Source organism: Ensifer sp. WSM1721, from assembly GCF_000513895.2.
Classification (GTDB): Bacteria; Pseudomonadota; Alphaproteobacteria; order Rhizobiales; family Rhizobiaceae; genus Sinorhizobium.
Genome location: NZ_CP165782.1, coordinates 1,364,007 through 1,377,444 on the forward strand (window position 1 = coordinate 1,364,007; position 13,438 = coordinate 1,377,444).

At 60.9% G+C, this 13,438-nt stretch carries 12 protein-coding genes and 1 tRNA gene; 8 read left to right on the top strand and 5 right to left on the bottom strand.

The window, feature by feature from the left end; genetic code table 11:
• The first annotated feature begins 102 nt into the window (after positions 1–102).
• Positions 103–1,656 carry a peptidoglycan DD-metalloendopeptidase family protein gene (locus tag M728_RS06675; RefSeq protein ID WP_026623255.1) on the top strand — a complete coding sequence of 518 codons (1,554 nt, stop codon included), beginning with the start codon at positions 103–105 and terminating at the stop codon, positions 1,654–1,656.
• A gap of 54 nt (positions 1,657–1,710) precedes the next feature.
• Here the strand turns inward: M728_RS06675 and M728_RS06680 are convergent, their stop codons facing one another.
• Positions 1,711–2,580 carry an ATP-binding protein gene (locus M728_RS06680; RefSeq protein WP_026623254.1) on the bottom strand — a complete coding sequence of 290 codons (870 nt, stop codon included), beginning with the start codon at positions 2,578–2,580 and terminating at the stop codon, positions 1,711–1,713.
• 333 nt (positions 2,581–2,913) lie between these two features.
• On the opposite strand from M728_RS06680, the gene yajC reads away from it, so the two are divergent.
• The 5 genes from yajC to M728_RS06705 all read left to right on the top strand — a co-directional run bounded on the left by yajC (position 2,914) and on the right by M728_RS06705 (position 7,712).
• Positions 2,914–3,246, top strand: a complete 333-nt coding sequence (yajC, locus tag M728_RS06685; protein WP_026623253.1) for a preprotein translocase subunit YajC — start codon at positions 2,914–2,916, stop codon at positions 3,244–3,246.
• Positions 3,247–3,299: 53 nt separating this feature from the next.
• Positions 3,300–5,876, top strand: coding sequence for a protein translocase subunit SecDF (gene secDF / locus M728_RS06690; protein ID WP_026623252.1), 2,577 nt, complete (start codon positions 3,300–3,302; stop codon positions 5,874–5,876).
• A gap of 2 nt (positions 5,877–5,878) precedes the next feature.
• The gene (locus M728_RS06695; protein ID WP_026623251.1) at positions 5,879–6,265 is read left to right on the top strand and encodes an Mth938-like domain-containing protein; all 387 of its coding nucleotides are present in this window, start codon (positions 5,879–5,881) and stop codon (positions 6,263–6,265) included.
• 14 nt (positions 6,266–6,279) lie between these two features.
• Complete coding sequence (locus M728_RS06700; protein WP_026623250.1) at positions 6,280–7,122, top strand: phytoene/squalene synthase family protein; 843 nt, start codon at positions 6,280–6,282, stop codon at positions 7,120–7,122.
• 122 nt (positions 7,123–7,244) lie between these two features.
• Positions 7,245–7,712: a hypothetical protein gene (locus M728_RS06705; RefSeq protein ID WP_026623249.1), complete on the top strand. Its 468-nt coding sequence runs from the start codon at positions 7,245–7,247 to the stop codon at positions 7,710–7,712.
• 40 nt (positions 7,713–7,752) lie between these two features.
• Here M728_RS06705 and trmFO read toward each other — a convergent pair whose 3' ends face one another.
• From trmFO to M728_RS06720, 3 genes are all read right to left on the bottom strand, one after another.
• Entirely contained in the window at positions 7,753–9,168 is a 1,416-nt protein-coding gene (gene trmFO / locus M728_RS06710) for a methylenetetrahydrofolate--tRNA-(uracil(54)-C(5))-methyltransferase (FADH(2)-oxidizing) TrmFO (protein WP_034884655.1), read from the bottom strand.
• Between the two features lie 98 nt (positions 9,169–9,266).
• On the bottom strand, positions 9,267–9,410 hold the full coding sequence (locus tag M728_RS06715) for a DUF1127 domain-containing protein (RefSeq protein ID WP_003529520.1): 144 nt from the start codon (positions 9,408–9,410) through the stop codon (positions 9,267–9,269).
• 438 nt (positions 9,411–9,848) lie between these two features.
• The gene (locus tag M728_RS06720) at positions 9,849–9,992 is read right to left on the bottom strand and encodes a DUF1127 domain-containing protein (RefSeq protein ID WP_084044702.1); all 144 of its coding nucleotides are present in this window, start codon (positions 9,990–9,992) and stop codon (positions 9,849–9,851) included.
• Between the two features lie 781 nt (positions 9,993–10,773).
• Here M728_RS06720 and M728_RS06725 point away from each other — a divergent pair.
• Together M728_RS06725 and tig are read left to right on the top strand one after the other, a co-directional pair.
• Positions 10,774–10,858: transfer RNA gene (locus M728_RS06725), tRNA-Leu, on the top strand.
• A gap of 176 nt (positions 10,859–11,034) precedes the next feature.
• Entirely contained in the window at positions 11,035–12,510 is a 1,476-nt protein-coding gene (gene tig, locus M728_RS06730) for a trigger factor (protein WP_026623247.1), read from the top strand.
• Between the two features lie 74 nt (positions 12,511–12,584).
• On the opposite strand, the gene M728_RS06735 is transcribed toward tig, so the two are convergent.
• Positions 12,585–13,388, bottom strand: coding sequence for an endonuclease/exonuclease/phosphatase family protein (locus tag M728_RS06735; RefSeq protein WP_026623246.1), 804 nt, complete (start codon positions 13,386–13,388; stop codon positions 12,585–12,587).
• Positions 13,389–13,438 lie beyond the last annotated feature (50 nt).

Genomic DNA, 13,438 nt, shown 5'->3' on the forward strand with positions numbered 1-13,438 from the left:
TGGTTAGCATTTGGTCAAAAATGGTGTCGCCCTTAACCGGGCGGTAACTCTGATGCGCTTTAATCACTCTACAGCGAGTTGCGTTCGGAGTGGTAAAGCGTCATGCGTGAATTTGTATCTCCCCATGCAGGCAAGTCCGTGATCCGTCTCTGCGCGGCGGTCTTGCTAGCGGGTGTTGCGACCGGTTGCAGTTCTGACGTCAGCCGCTTCGGCGGGCTCTTTTCGCGGTCGGACGATATCACGACCGGTTCCATCCCGAGAGATGTGAACCCTGTTCCGAAGGGCGATGTTGCGAGTGGCGGTCTGCCGACGCCGTCGTATGGAAGCAACGCGGAGCTCGGGCAGGCTTATCCAGCCGGCGGTCAAGGTGGTGGCTACGACCCGATCAACACGGCGACGGCGCCGGTATCGAGCGCTCGTGTCGCATCCACTCCGATGAGCGTTCAACGATCGAGCCTCTCCGATCCGTCTGCCGTGGCGGCCCGGCAGCCGCAGATGTCGGCTTCCCGGCAGACGCAGACGGCTGCTCTCTCGAAGGCCGAGTCGTTGTCCGGGGGTGTCAAGGAGACGGCGAGCAAGGGCGGCTGGACCACTTCGAACGCGCCGACCATCATGGTTCGCCAGGGCGATACGGTCGCGGTCCTCGCTAGACGGTTCGGCATACCCGAAAAAGAGATACTCAAAGCGAACGGCTTGAAGTCTGCAGACCAGGTTGAGCCCGGGCAGCGTCTCGTCATTCCGACATTCGGTGCGGCAAGCAGCGCCGCGAAAGCGGCAGCATCGAACTCGATTGCCGACCTCGATGGCGGCAAGAAGCGGCCGTCGCCGCTCCCGACCGATCAGCGCGAGGTGGCGATTCTTCCCGGACAGTCGCAATCACGCGAGAAGAGCGAAGGCCGCAGCGACGTCACTGCGGGCAAACTCAATACGGCCGGCGAAGGCGGAAACGACAAGGGTCTCTATACGGTCAAGGCGGGCGATTCCTTGAACCGGATCGCACGGGAGAACGGCGTCTCGGTCGCGGCGCTGAAGCAGGCCAACGGCCTTTCGACCGAGGCCATCCGCGTCGGACAAAAGCTCAAAATGCCGGGCGCCGCTGCGGCTGCTCCTGCCACCGATGCGGTTGTGACAGCGTCGGTTCCGGGCAAGAAGGCCGAGACCAAGGTGGCCTCCATCGAGCCGAGCAAGCCGGCGGAATACAAGCCTCCGGTCACCAAGGAGAGCGTTTCCGAGGTCGCGATCAAGTCCGATGTCGATGAGGAATCGCCGAAGTCGACCGGCATCAGCAAATATCGCTGGCCAGTGCGCGGCGCGGTCGTTGCTGGCTACGGCGCCAATGTCAACGGGAACCGCAACGACGGCATCAACATTTCCGCGCCGGAAGGAACGCCGATCAAGGCGGCCGAAAACGGCGTTGTCATCTATTCCGGCAGCAGTCTGAAGGAACTGGGCAACGCCGTTCTGGTTCGCCATGATGACGGTACGGTCACGGTCTACGGCAACGCTTCGGAGCTCAAGGTACAGCGCGGCCAGAAGGTGCAGCGCGGCCAGACGCTCGCGTCCTCCGGGATGACAGGCAGGGCGAGCCAGCCGCAGGTTCATTTCGAGGTGCGCAAGAACGCAACGCCGGTGAACCCAGCTACTTACCTCGAATAAGCTCTGTAGCCGGCATCTTCGCGGCGGCGCCGGGATAAGCCGCGGGCCGCCTGATTATGCGTCGAGTTGCCTGCGAAGGCGGCCGGCGAGATCCTGAATGAACTGCCAGGCGACGCGGCCGGATCTTGCTCCCCGCGTCGTTGCCCATTCCAGCGCTTCGGAATGAAGCGCTTCGGGCTCGACCGGTAAATTGTAGTAGCGCGCATATCCGTCGACCATGGCGAGATAGTCCTCCTGGCTGCACTTGTAAAAGCCGAGCCAGAGACCAAAGCGGTCAGACAGCGAAACCTTCTCCTCGACGGCCTCGGACGGATTGATGGCGGTCGATTGCTCGTTTTCCATCATGTTGCGCGGCAGCAGGTGCCGCCGGTTGGACGTCGCATAGAGCAGGACGTTCGCAGGACGCCCCTCGACGCCGCCGTCGAGGACGGCCTTCAGCGATTTGTAGGACGTATCGTCATGGTCGAAGGAGAGGTCGTCGCAAAAGACGATCACGGGCATCGGCGCCGCCTTCAGAATTTCCATGAGGACCGGCAGCGTTCCGATGTCTTCGCGGTGCACCTCGACAAGTTTCAGCGCGCTGCCGGTATCGCGTGCGACCTTCGCATGGACGGCTTTCACCAGCGACGACTTGCCCATGCCGCGCGCACCCCAGAGCAGTACGTTGTTTGCCGGATAGCCTTGGGCGAAGCGCAGCGTGTTGTCGAAGAGGATATCACGAACGTGGTCGACACCGGTGATGAGCGCGAGTTCGATGCGGTTCGGTTTCGAAACGGGCTGCAGGTGGCGCGTCGCCGGCGCCCAGACGAAGCATTCCGCCTGATTCCAGTCGTTGACCGCGTCCGCGGGACCGGCGATCCGCTCGACCGCCGCCGAAAGCCTTTGCATTTCGTTGATGAGGATATCGACCTTGCTTTCGCGCATCTGCGTGTCTCCGGTGCTTTGTCTCTGCAGCCTGAAACGGCGCCCGCGACGGCGGACCGTCGGCTGCCGCAAATCCTTGAATTGCCGCGTCGTTCCTTTTCGGGCAAACCCCGGTTGAGGTGGTGCTGCGGCAGCTTTTTTCCGGTAGCACGGCGGTTTGCGCTGGAAAAGCCCGGGTGCAAGCGCACGGGGGGTTCTCCTGTTGCGGAATTTGTGCCAGAGGCAGGAGAAACGAAGAAGGCCCCGACGATTTGTGTTGCGGGACGGCTTCCCTATATTCCGGCACATTTGTCGCGGGAATCGACCGCGCAATTTGAACTCAAGGAGTGACCGATGTTCGTTACCGAAGCTTTCGCGCAGACGACAACCCCCGCTGCCGGCGGCGCCGATATTTTGATGTCTATCCTGCCGTTCCTTCTGATCTTCGTCGTCATGTATTTCCTGATCATCCGCCCGCAGCGCGCGCAGATGAAACGTCGCGAAGAACTATTGAAGAACATCCGCCGCGGCGATCAGGTGGTCACCGGCGGTGGTATCGTCGGCAAGGTGACCAAGGTTGTCGACGATGCGGAGCTTGAAGTCGAGATCGCCGACGGAATCAAGGTTCGCGTCGTCCGCAGCGGCATTTCCGAAGTCCGCGTGAAGGGCGAGCCGGTCAAGGAATAATCTCGAGCCACGAGCCGCGACCGGCCGAGCCGGCGAATGGAGCATTTCGACGCATGCCCAAGTTCTCGCCGCTGAAAAACACTCTCATCTGGCTGGTCGTGCTGGCGGGGTTTGCCTTCGCCCTGCCGAACCTCGTTTCAAGGGAACAACTTGCCGGCTGGCCGAGATGGCTGCCGCATCGGCAGGTGCCGCTCGGGCTTGATCTTGAGGGCGGTTCCCATATCGTGCTGAAGGTCAGCCGTGAGGATATCGTAGCCGAGCGCCTGCAATCGACGATCGATGCGATCGCCACTGCGTTGAGGCAAGCCGATATCGGCTATACGGGTCTGTCCGGCAGCGGTCAGGGCCTGCAATTCCGGCTTCGGGATGCGACGAAAGCGCCTGCTGCGCGTGAAACGCTGCGCGCGTTGGCTGCCCCGGTTCAACGGGACGGCCTTTTGGAGGATCCCATCCAGGAATTGGTCTACGAGGAAAGCGCGACCAGTGACGTCATTCGGCTGCGCCTGACCGATGAGGGCATCGCCCTCAGGGTTTCCGCTGCCGTCGCCCAGTCAATCGACGTCGTGCGGCGGCGCGTCGGCGAAGTCATTGCGGTCGAGCCTGTCATCGAGCGCCGCGGCAATGATCGCTTGAGCGTGCAGGTGCCTGGGCTTGAGGAGCCGCAGAGACTCAAGGATCTCCTCGGCCAGCGAGGTGATGTAGCCCTCAAGTGGCTGGATCCGTCGATATCGGCACAGCAGGCCGTCGACACGAAGCCACCGGCGGGATCCGAGGTCCTCTATTCGCTCGATGATCCTCCGGTACCCTATTTGGTTGAGAGGCGTGCCTTTGCTTCGGCACGAGATTTTGTCGAGGCGCAGCCGAGCTTCGATCCCGCAACGAGCGAACCCATCGTCAACGTGAAGATGGCGGGCGACGCATCCGCTCGCCTCGCGCCGCTCTTGCAAACGGACTCGAGAAGGCAGTTCGCCATCGTGCTCGACGGGCAGGTCGTCTCGACGCCAGCCCTCGCGGACGCCATCTCCGGCGATACCATCCGAATTTCCGGAAATCTGTCGGAGGAAGGGGCGAACGATCTTGCCGCTCTGGTGCGTGCCGGTCCGCTTCCTGTTTCCCTGACCGTCATCGAGGAGCGTACCGTCGGGCCCGAGGTCGGATCCGATGCTGTTGCGAGCGGCCTGACGGCGGGGCTGATCGCGGCTTTGGCGGTAGCCGCCTGCATGATTGCCTTCTACGGCTTCTTCGGCCTCGTCGCGGTAATTGCCGTGATCGTGAACGTGGTGCTCATCATTGCAGTCCTTTCCATTCTCGGACAGACGCTGACTCTGCCGGGAATAGCGGGCATCATTCTCACGATCGGTGTCGCCGTCGATTCGAACGTTCTCATCTACGAACGCCTCAGGGAGGAAGCGCGCAGCAGCGACCTCCCGTTGCGGCGGGCACTCGACAACGGCTTTTCGCGCGTCTTGAGAAGCATTATCGACGCAAACCTCACGATGTTGATCGCCGGAGTCATTCTCCTCTATATCGGCTCCGGCGCCATTCGCGGTTTTGCGGTGACGCTCGCCATCGGCAGTGTGACGACCATCCTCACCGCGCACAGCCTGACACGGCGGCTGATACGCGGATGGTACCGCCGACGGCGGCCGCGCCGGCTGCCGCGCGGAATTCGGACGGGCTTCTTCAGTCAGGCGGATTTCCGCTTCATGGCCATCCGCAATCCGGTCTTCATCCTGATGGCAGCACTGTCGCTTGCCGCGCTCGTCCTCTTGACCAGTCTAGGCCTCAACATGGGAGCCGATTTCCGGGGCGGTTCCATCATCGAGCTCCGGGCCAGGACCGGCGTCGCCGACAGCGCCGACATCCGAGCGCGTCTCGACGAATTGAATCTCGGCGACGTTCAGATCGAGGAACTCGGTTCAGGGCGGGACGTTCTTATACGCATCCCGTCGCAAGAGGCTGGAGACAATGCGGAGCAGACCGCCGTTGGCTTGGTTCGCGCCGAACTGGAGGATCGATACGTCTTCCGGCGCGTCGAGGTGGTCGGCCCCGGAGTGTCCGGGGAACTGATCCGCGCGGGAACGTTCGCGCTGGCTGCGGCAATGCTGGCTGTCCTGCTTTACGTATGGCTTCGTTTCGACTGGCGGCTTGCGGTCGGTTCCGTTGTCGCGACGCTGCATGATGTGCTGCTGACCCTCGGGTTTATCGTCGTCATCGGCACAGAGTTCAACCTCGCCAGCATCGCCGCGCTGCTGACGATCGTCTGCTATTCACTGAACGATACCATGGTGATCTACGATCGAATTCGAGAGAACCTGTCGCGCTATCCAAGGATGCCGCTTTCGGTCCTGATCGACACGTCGATCAACCAGACCCTTTCGCGTACGGTTCTGACGGCCTTGACCACGCTGCTTGCGCTTGTCGCGCTGTACTTCTTCGGCGGCAGCGTTCTCGTCCAGTCCTTCAGCGCGACGCTCATTTTCGGCGTGCTTGTCGGTACCGTGTCGTCGATCTATATCGCGGGGCCGGTGCTTATTCTCTTCAATCGCCGAAACGATCGTCTCGATGGCAAAGAGGATCCGGGCGGCCGGGAGGCCGCGCCGGACAGAGAAGCTAAGGGTGCCGTCTGATCATGGCAAAGGGAATCGAAATGCGCGAGGCGCACTTTCCGGGACGCGCGCCGATCGACGCTTACGGGAATGGCGGCTTCCGCTTCGCGGACATGTCGCATCGCGGCTCGGTGCTGATGCTGCCTTCCGGCGTCTATGCATGGGATGTTTCCGAAGGCGATCCGCTCGCGGTTGAAAAATTCCAGCGTGTTCTGGCCGAGGCGCGTGAAATCGAGGTGCTGCTCGTCGGCACCGGTCGCGAAATCCGGCCCTTGCCCAAGGAGTTGAAGGCAGCGCTACAGGCCGTCAGCATTTCTTCCGATCCGATGAACACCGGGGCTGCCGTGCGGACTTACAACGTCATGTTGGCGGAATCGCGCGCTGTCGCTGCCGCATTGGTCGCGGTGTGACAGGGGAATTCACCGTGCAACAGCCTGACCACCAGGTCCTCGCAACTCTGCGGGAGACCGATCGTGATCGCTACCTGGCGTGCCTGCTTTCACCGCCGGAAAAGCGGCATTCGCTCGCGGCACTTTACGCGTTCTATGCGGAAATTGCCCGTGTGCGTGACGTGATACACGAGCCGCTGCCAGGGGAAATCCGGCTGCAATGGTGGCGCGATATTCTTGCAAACGAGCAATCGGACGGCGCGGGCCATCCGCTGGCAGAGGCTCTTCTGCGTTGCATTCGCGAACACCGCCTGCCTGTCGCCGTGCTGCAGAATATGATCGATGCGCGCATTTTCGATCTCTACGAAGATCCGATGCAGGACCGCTCGGCTTTGGAGGGGTATGCCGGTGAAACAGCTTCGGCGCTGATCCAACTTTCCTCGCTGATCCTCGATCCGGAGAAGGCGCCGAACTCGGCAGAGGCAGCCGGGCATGCTGGCGTCGCTCAGACGATCGCCGGCCTTTTGCTGCTTCTGCCGATTCATTCGCGGCGCGGCCAGGTCTACCTCCCCGCGGAGCTTTTGAGTGCGACCGGCCTCGACAGGGAAACCTGGCTCGCCGGCAGCGATGCGGACGCGATCGGAAGAGCAATTCGCGCGTTTTGCGGTCTCGGTCGCGACCATCTCGCCGAAGCGCGCAAGGGCGCGAAGTCGATCTCGGCGCGGAATTTCTCCGCTTTCATCCCGGTCGCGCTGGTCGAGCCGGTGTTCGATCGGGCGGAGGCCGCCGGAGCTCAAATCCTCCGCCATCCGATACAGCCGCCGCAATGGCAGCGGCAATGGCGGATGTGGCGGGCGAGCCGGCGTCGGCAATTTTAGCTCAAGAAAATATGAGACTCGGCTATCCGTGCTCGTAACCAACCGGTAGTCAACGCTGGCGCAAGTCTCGCTGGATATAGCTCTCTTCTACCGGATTCCTGTCGCTCTGAGGGACCCATGTGATGCTTTGGTTGTTGCTCTTGGTCGTGATCGTCGCCGTCGGGGCGTTCTACATGCGCATGAACGCGCGCGCCGAGCGCGACGCCGAGAATCCGGATGCCGGCTCGGCCATCGTCGAATTCGGCCGCGCCTTCCCGGACGAAGCGATCCGGGCTCTGCATTCGACTACCGACAGGAAAGCGATCTTTCTGCGCCTGCACGATGGCAAGGCCGGCTTCATCCAGTCGCACGGCACCCATTATGTCTGCCACGTCATTCACCCCGGCAAGGTCCGGGTCAATACATCCGAGAGCGGGCGAGGGCTGATCGTTCACTTCCCGGACTTCGCCTATCTGGACAACGCCTTCGAATTTCAGACTGCCGCCGAGGCAGCTGAAGTCTCCCTGTGGCTGCTCGGCAGCTTCGCTCCCAAGTCGGAGCTCGAGGACGCGCCGTCCGAGGCCGCGCAGACGGCGCAGACGATCGATTGATCAATTGCGGGGCCTTGCGGCGCGGCAATTCTCGTCCAAGTCAGGCCGGCTTCCCGAGCCAGCCTGCGCAGTCGCCGAGAGCGCGCGAGGCCATCGCCTGCTTCTTCGCAAGCGCCTTCTCCTTGCCGCGGAAGCGCTTGACGCCGTCCGGTTTCGTGAGCGCTCCGGGCTCCAGCGGCGGGAACAGGCCGAAGTTGATGTTCATCGGTTGGAACGATCGTTTGCCCGGTTCGTCTTCTGAAACGATATGCCCGCCGGTGATGTGATTGAGCAGCGCACCGAATGCCGTCGTCACAGGTGGCAGGGAAGGGGCTTCACCCTTGCGTTCCGCTGCGGCGAAACGGCCGGCGAGCAGGCCCATGCTGGCACTCTCGACATAGCCTTCGCAGCCGGTGATCTGCCCGGCGAAGCGCAGGCCGGGTCTGGATTTGAGCGTGAGCGACTTGTCGAGCAGGGTCGGCGAATTGATGTAAGTATTGCGGTGCAGGCCGCCGAGTCTTGCAAACTCGGCGTTCTCGAGACCGGGGATCATCCGGAAGACTTCTCCTTGCGCGCCGTATTTCAGCTTCGTCTGGAAGCCGACCATGTTGTAGAGCGTGCCAAGCGCGTTGTCCTGACGGAGCTGCACCACCGCATAGGGCTTGACTGAAGGATTATGCGCATTGGTGAGACCCATCGGCTTCATCGGTCCGTGACGCAGCGTCTCGCGACCGCGTTCTGCCATTACTTCGATCGGCAGGCAGCCATCGAAATAGGGCGTCCCTTCCCATTCCTTGAAGCCCGTCTTGTCGCCGGCTATCAGCGCGTTCACGAAGGCGTTGTACTGCTCTTCCGTCAGCGGGCAGTTGATGTAGTCCTTGCCAGTGCCGCCGGGACCGACCTTATCGTAGCGGGACTGATACCAGCAGACGTTCATATCGATGGTGTCGGCATAGACGATCGGTGCAATCGCGTCGAAGAAGGCGAGCGCGTCGGCAGCGGTCTCCTGGCGGATTGCCTCGGCAAGATCGGGTGCCGTGAGCGGGCCCGTCGCGATAATGGCGAGATCCCAATCCTTCGGCGGCAGGCCACGCAGTTCCTCGCGTACGACCGTGATAAGCGGGTGGTTTTCGATCGCGGCGCTGACGGCCTGCGAAAAGCCGTCGCGATCGACCGCAAGCGCGCCGCCGGCAGGTACCTGGTGGCGATCGGCTGATTGCATAATGAGCGAGCCTGCGAGGCGCATTTCCGCATGGAGCACGCCAACGGCATTGCTGGTCGCATCGTCCGAGCGGAAGGAGTTGGAGCAGACGAGCTCGGCCAGGTCATCGGTCTTGTGCGCATCCGTGCCGCGCACGCCGCGCATCTCATGCAGAATGACCGGTATGCCCGCCTCGGCGATCTGCCAGGCGGCTTCCGATCCCGCAAGGCCGCCGCCGATGACATGGATGGGCGAATAGGACGAAGATGTATTCATGTTCATGCGCGGCTTCCTATCACAGCCGCAACGCGCTTCCAAGAAACGAAAACGGCGCCCGAAGGCGCCGTCTTGGAGGTCCGTGTTGTTCGTTCCGATTAGCGGAAGGAACGGGCCGCGATGTTGCGGATATCGTAGCGGGTGATGCCGATATCGTTGAGAGCGTGATTGGACAGGCTGCCGAGCTCGGCAACGGTACGGCGGTAATTGATCCAGCTTTTTGCGATGCGAATCGGGTTCATGGTCTCTTTTCCTCAAGATCGGTTTGTCGCGACAGTGATTGTCCGCGTCGTTGAGGTTCTTATACGCTTGTCTAATTGGAAGATGGAGTGCAAAGAAAATGCAGCTGCTATGCATTTGTGCACTGCATCGCCAATTTCGTGAGCATCAAGGCGCTGCCGCCCGAAAAAGCATCATGCTTTAAGAGTTGATCAAAATGCGAGGTTCGGCGCTTAACGCATTGCTCAATCACGTTTTCAGTGCGTCAGCGTAGAGCGGTTTAAAAGACGCCGTACGGGAATGTTGCAGCGCACTGAATCGCGTGCCGGGACGATACCTCATCCGCCTTTCGCTCATGCGAAAGGACGCGTCCTGATAGGGCCGAAACAGGGATAAAAAAGAAAAACGCCCGCCGGCGGAACCGGAAGGCGTTTTTGAACGAGCCTGCGAAGCTTTGATGCTTACTTGATCGCCTGACGGGCAACGTAGGGAATGTCGCCGCGGCCGATGCCGAGATCGTTCAGCTCACGATCGGTCATGCGGCCGAGTTCGTCGCAGGTCTGACGATACTTGCGCCAGTTGTTGAAAGAACGTGCGAGGTTCATGATCCTATTCCTTTTCTAGGGTCGTTTGCCAGCGCTCTGTCTCTCTTGCTGGCCATCTTATGGTTTGAAATATAATCGATTTGAACCAGACAAACAGAGACAATGCTGCATCGCACCCATGCATACGCTGCATCCCTTTTTCTGCTGTTAACTGGATTCTAACGCTTCTTCATTGTGCGAGCGCTTCGCTGAAGACGATGAGCTACCCGGAAGGTGGAAAGCGCAGCAGGGGCGGAGGGCACAAAACACAACACCCGCCGGGGGAGGAGGGCCGGCGGGCGTTGCTTGTTCTGATTGGCAACCGGGAGGAGGAATGTTGCCAATCCCGTATCGGGAGCGCTGGGAGGAGGAGTGCGCCGCCCCGATCGATGATTGGAAGATAATGTGTGCGACCGGATTTAGGTAGAGTACAGGCGGAATGGCAATCATGCGCCAAGCGCATGGCTCCGCGACCCGATGGCCAAAAGTGCCACAATCCAAAAGTGCCACAATATTGTTCATCAGGATCGCGTCGCGTGTTGCGGTGCGGAAATTTGGACAAAGAGACGCCCGCCGCCCGCATCGGGCGCTAGATGGTTGTCCGAACCCAGCATCCAGGACCAAAGGAGTGGCGGCATTGTCGCGTGCGACGTCGTTGCATTTTCCCTTTGATCCCGTGGAAACGAGTGATATAGAGACGCCGCGCTCGGGAAGCCCTGTGCCTTCGCACGTCCAGAACATCCGCGGCATTCCGCTGATTTGGTCTTGCAGGAATGCGATCGGGCAGTGCGATCGTCTGAACGCGGGTATGGTGAAATTGGTAGACACGCCAGATTTAGGTTCTGGTGCCGCAAGGCGTGGGAGTTCAAGTCTCTCTACCCGCACCAGGACGATATCGCGGCCACGCGTCGATATTCGACGTTGAGGAGGGCAGGCGAGGTGCCATTTTGCTTGCAAAGCGGTTGGAATTGCGTAAAGCCACTCCCGGCAAATGGATCGGCTCACGTGCTCGCCAAGCCTTTTCGAGGGAAGAGCACAGTCAACGTGAAATGAAGGTTTGAACATGCAGGTTATCGAAACGCTCGCTCAAGGGCTGAAGCGCGAACTCAAGGTCGTCATTCCGGCCGATGAAATGGAAGCTCGGATGAATGAGCGTCTGGCCGAGGTGAAGGATCGCGTTCGCATCAATGGCTTCCGTCCGGGCAAGGTCCCGGTTGCGCACCTGAAAAAGGTTTATGGCAAGTCGATCATGGCCGATCTCGTAAACGAGATCGTTCGTGAAAAGCCGACGGAAATCCTGACGAGCCGCGGCGAGAAGTCGGCTACCCAGCCGGAAGTCGCGATGACCGAGGACGAGGCCGAAGCCAACAAGATCCTGGCCGCCGAAGCCGATTTCGAGTTCACGGTTGCTTACGAGATCATTCCGGCTATCGAACTCAAAGATGTGAGCGACATCAAGGTCACGCGCGAAGTCGTCGACATCAGCGATGATGAGGTCAACGAACAGATCCTGCGCATCGCCGAAAGCGCCCGCACCTATGAATCGAAGAAGGGCAAGGCCGAAAATGGCGACCGCGTCACGATCGACTATCTCGGCAAGGTCGACGGTGTCGCCTTCGACGGCGGCAAGGACGAAGATGCGGAGCTGGTGCTTGGCTCCAATCGCTTCATCCCGGGCTTCGAGGAGCAACTCGTCGGCGCCAAGGCTGGCGACGAAAAGACCATCACGGTCACGTTCCCCGCAGACTATCCGGCAGCCAACCTCGCCGGCAAGGAAGCGACCTTCGACATCACTGTGAAGGATGTCGCTGCCGCCGCTCCGCTCGAGATCAATGACGAACTGGCAACGAAGCTCGGCCTCGAATCCGTCGACAAGCTGAAGGAAATCGTCCGCGGCCAGATCGAAAGCCAGTATGGCTCGGTTACCCGTCAGAAGGTCAAGCGTCAGCTCCTCGACCAGCTCGACGAACTCTACCAGTTCGAGACGCCCGAGCGTCTGGTCAATGCCGAGTTCGAGAATATCTGGCGTCAGGTCAACACCGACCTCGATCAGGCTGGCAAGACCTTCGCTGATGAAGACACGACTGAAGAGGACGCGCGCGCCGAATATCGCAAGCTTGCAGAGCGCCGGGTCCGCCTCGGTCTCGTTCTCTCCGAAATCGGCGAGAAGGCCGGCGTCCAGGTGAGCGATGACGAGATGCAGCGTTCGCTGTTCGAACAGCTCCGCCAGTTCCCGGGCCAGGAGAAGCAGATCCTCGACTATTTCCGGAACACCCCCGGCGCCGCTGCCTCGCTGCGCGCACCGCTCTTCGAAGAAAAGGTCGTCGACCACCTGCTAACCGAAGTCTCCGTGACCGACAAGAAGGTCTCGAAGGACGCGCTGATGGCCGAGGACGAAGCCGACGACAAGCCGGCCAAGAAGGCACCGGCGAAGAAGAAGGCTGCAGCCAAGGCGGAAGCCGCCGAAGGCGAAGAAGCCGCTCCGACGAAGAAGAAGGCTCCGGCCAAGAAGAAGGCATCGGACGAGAGCGCCGAGTAGTCGGATTTGCTGTTTGGAACTTGTGAGGCCCTGCCGCGCGGCAGGGCCTTTTTTGTTTCCGGCGCCGGCGCTTGTTACCGAAGGTCGAGCAACAGGGGGCGATGGTCCGAAATCTCGGGCTGCTTCACGACATCGAAGCGAATCACGTCGACATCTTCGGTCACCAGCATGTAGTCGGCGAAGCGACCATCTTTGGAATAGTGCGAGGTGCGCGTGTCAGAATGTCCGTGCGAAACGACGAGATCGGACAGGCCAAGCCGACCAAGCGATCGAAAGGTGGCGCTGTCGGGTAGGACATTGAAGTCGCCGCAAACGATCAAGCGCTCGTTGCCCGGCCAGACCTCTTCGATCAGGCTGACCAGCGCTTCCGCCTGGGCGTGGCGCGCCGGGCTGTCTGCCTTGCCATTCAGCTCCCGGAGACCATGCATGTGGGCGATGGTAACTGCTGTTCCGGCTTTCTGATCGAAGAGCCGGATGCAGTGGGCGTTGCGAGCGCGCGGATGGGCACCCCAGCCGCGATGCGAAAATGCGCCGTGCACGAAGCCTAGCGCTTGACCGATGACGGGAAACGAACGGCGTATGAATGTCGCCAACCCGAACTGGGAAAGGACCACACGTTCGCCGTCGAAGAGCTCACCGCATGCGGTCGGGCAGAAAAAGCCGTCATAGTCCGGAAGCAAAGTGCAGGTTTCGTCGAAGAGATGGGCGCGCTGCGGCAGTTCGACGTCGCCGTCGCGGTAGAGCAGCCAATCTGCCGAGCTCCCGGAAGAGCGCACGACTTCCTGCAGGCACAGCACATCCGCGTCGACACGTACGAGATATTCCATGAGCGGCGCATGGAGCCTGCCGCCCCAGGTATTGAGAGAAACGATCCGCATCATCTCACCCGTTCAGCTACAGCGCCGCGCGTCTTATCAGACGGCAAAGG

Bases quoted from the DNA above. Each gene is read 5' to 3' on its own strand.
- M728_RS06675 (WP_026623255.1), top strand. From the start codon at position 103: ATGCGTGAATTTGTATCTCCCCATGCAGGCAAGTCCGTGATCCGTCTC.
- M728_RS06680 (WP_026623254.1), bottom strand. From the start codon at position 2,580: ATGCGCGAAAGCAAGGTCGATATCCTCATCAACGAAATGCAAAGGCTT.
- yajC (WP_026623253.1), top strand. From the start codon at position 2,914: ATGTTCGTTACCGAAGCTTTCGCGCAGACGACAACCCCCGCTGCCGGC.
- secDF (WP_026623252.1), top strand. From the start codon at position 3,300: ATGCCCAAGTTCTCGCCGCTGAAAAACACTCTCATCTGGCTGGTCGTG.
- M728_RS06695 (WP_026623251.1), top strand. From the start codon at position 5,879: ATGGCAAAGGGAATCGAAATGCGCGAGGCGCACTTTCCGGGACGCGCG.
- M728_RS06705 (WP_026623249.1), top strand. From the start codon at position 7,245: ATGCTTTGGTTGTTGCTCTTGGTCGTGATCGTCGCCGTCGGGGCGTTC.
- trmFO (WP_034884655.1), bottom strand. From the start codon at position 9,168: ATGAATACATCTTCGTCCTATTCGCCCATCCATGTCATCGGCGGCGGC.
- M728_RS06715 (WP_003529520.1), bottom strand. From the start codon at position 9,410: ATGAACCCGATTCGCATCGCAAAAAGCTGGATCAATTACCGCCGTACC.
- M728_RS06720 (WP_084044702.1), bottom strand. From the start codon at position 9,992: ATGAACCTCGCACGTTCTTTCAACAACTGGCGCAAGTATCGTCAGACC.
- tig (WP_026623247.1), top strand. From the start codon at position 11,035: ATGCAGGTTATCGAAACGCTCGCTCAAGGGCTGAAGCGCGAACTCAAG.
- M728_RS06735 (WP_026623246.1), bottom strand. From the start codon at position 13,388: ATGCGGATCGTTTCTCTCAATACCTGGGGCGGCAGGCTCCATGCGCCG.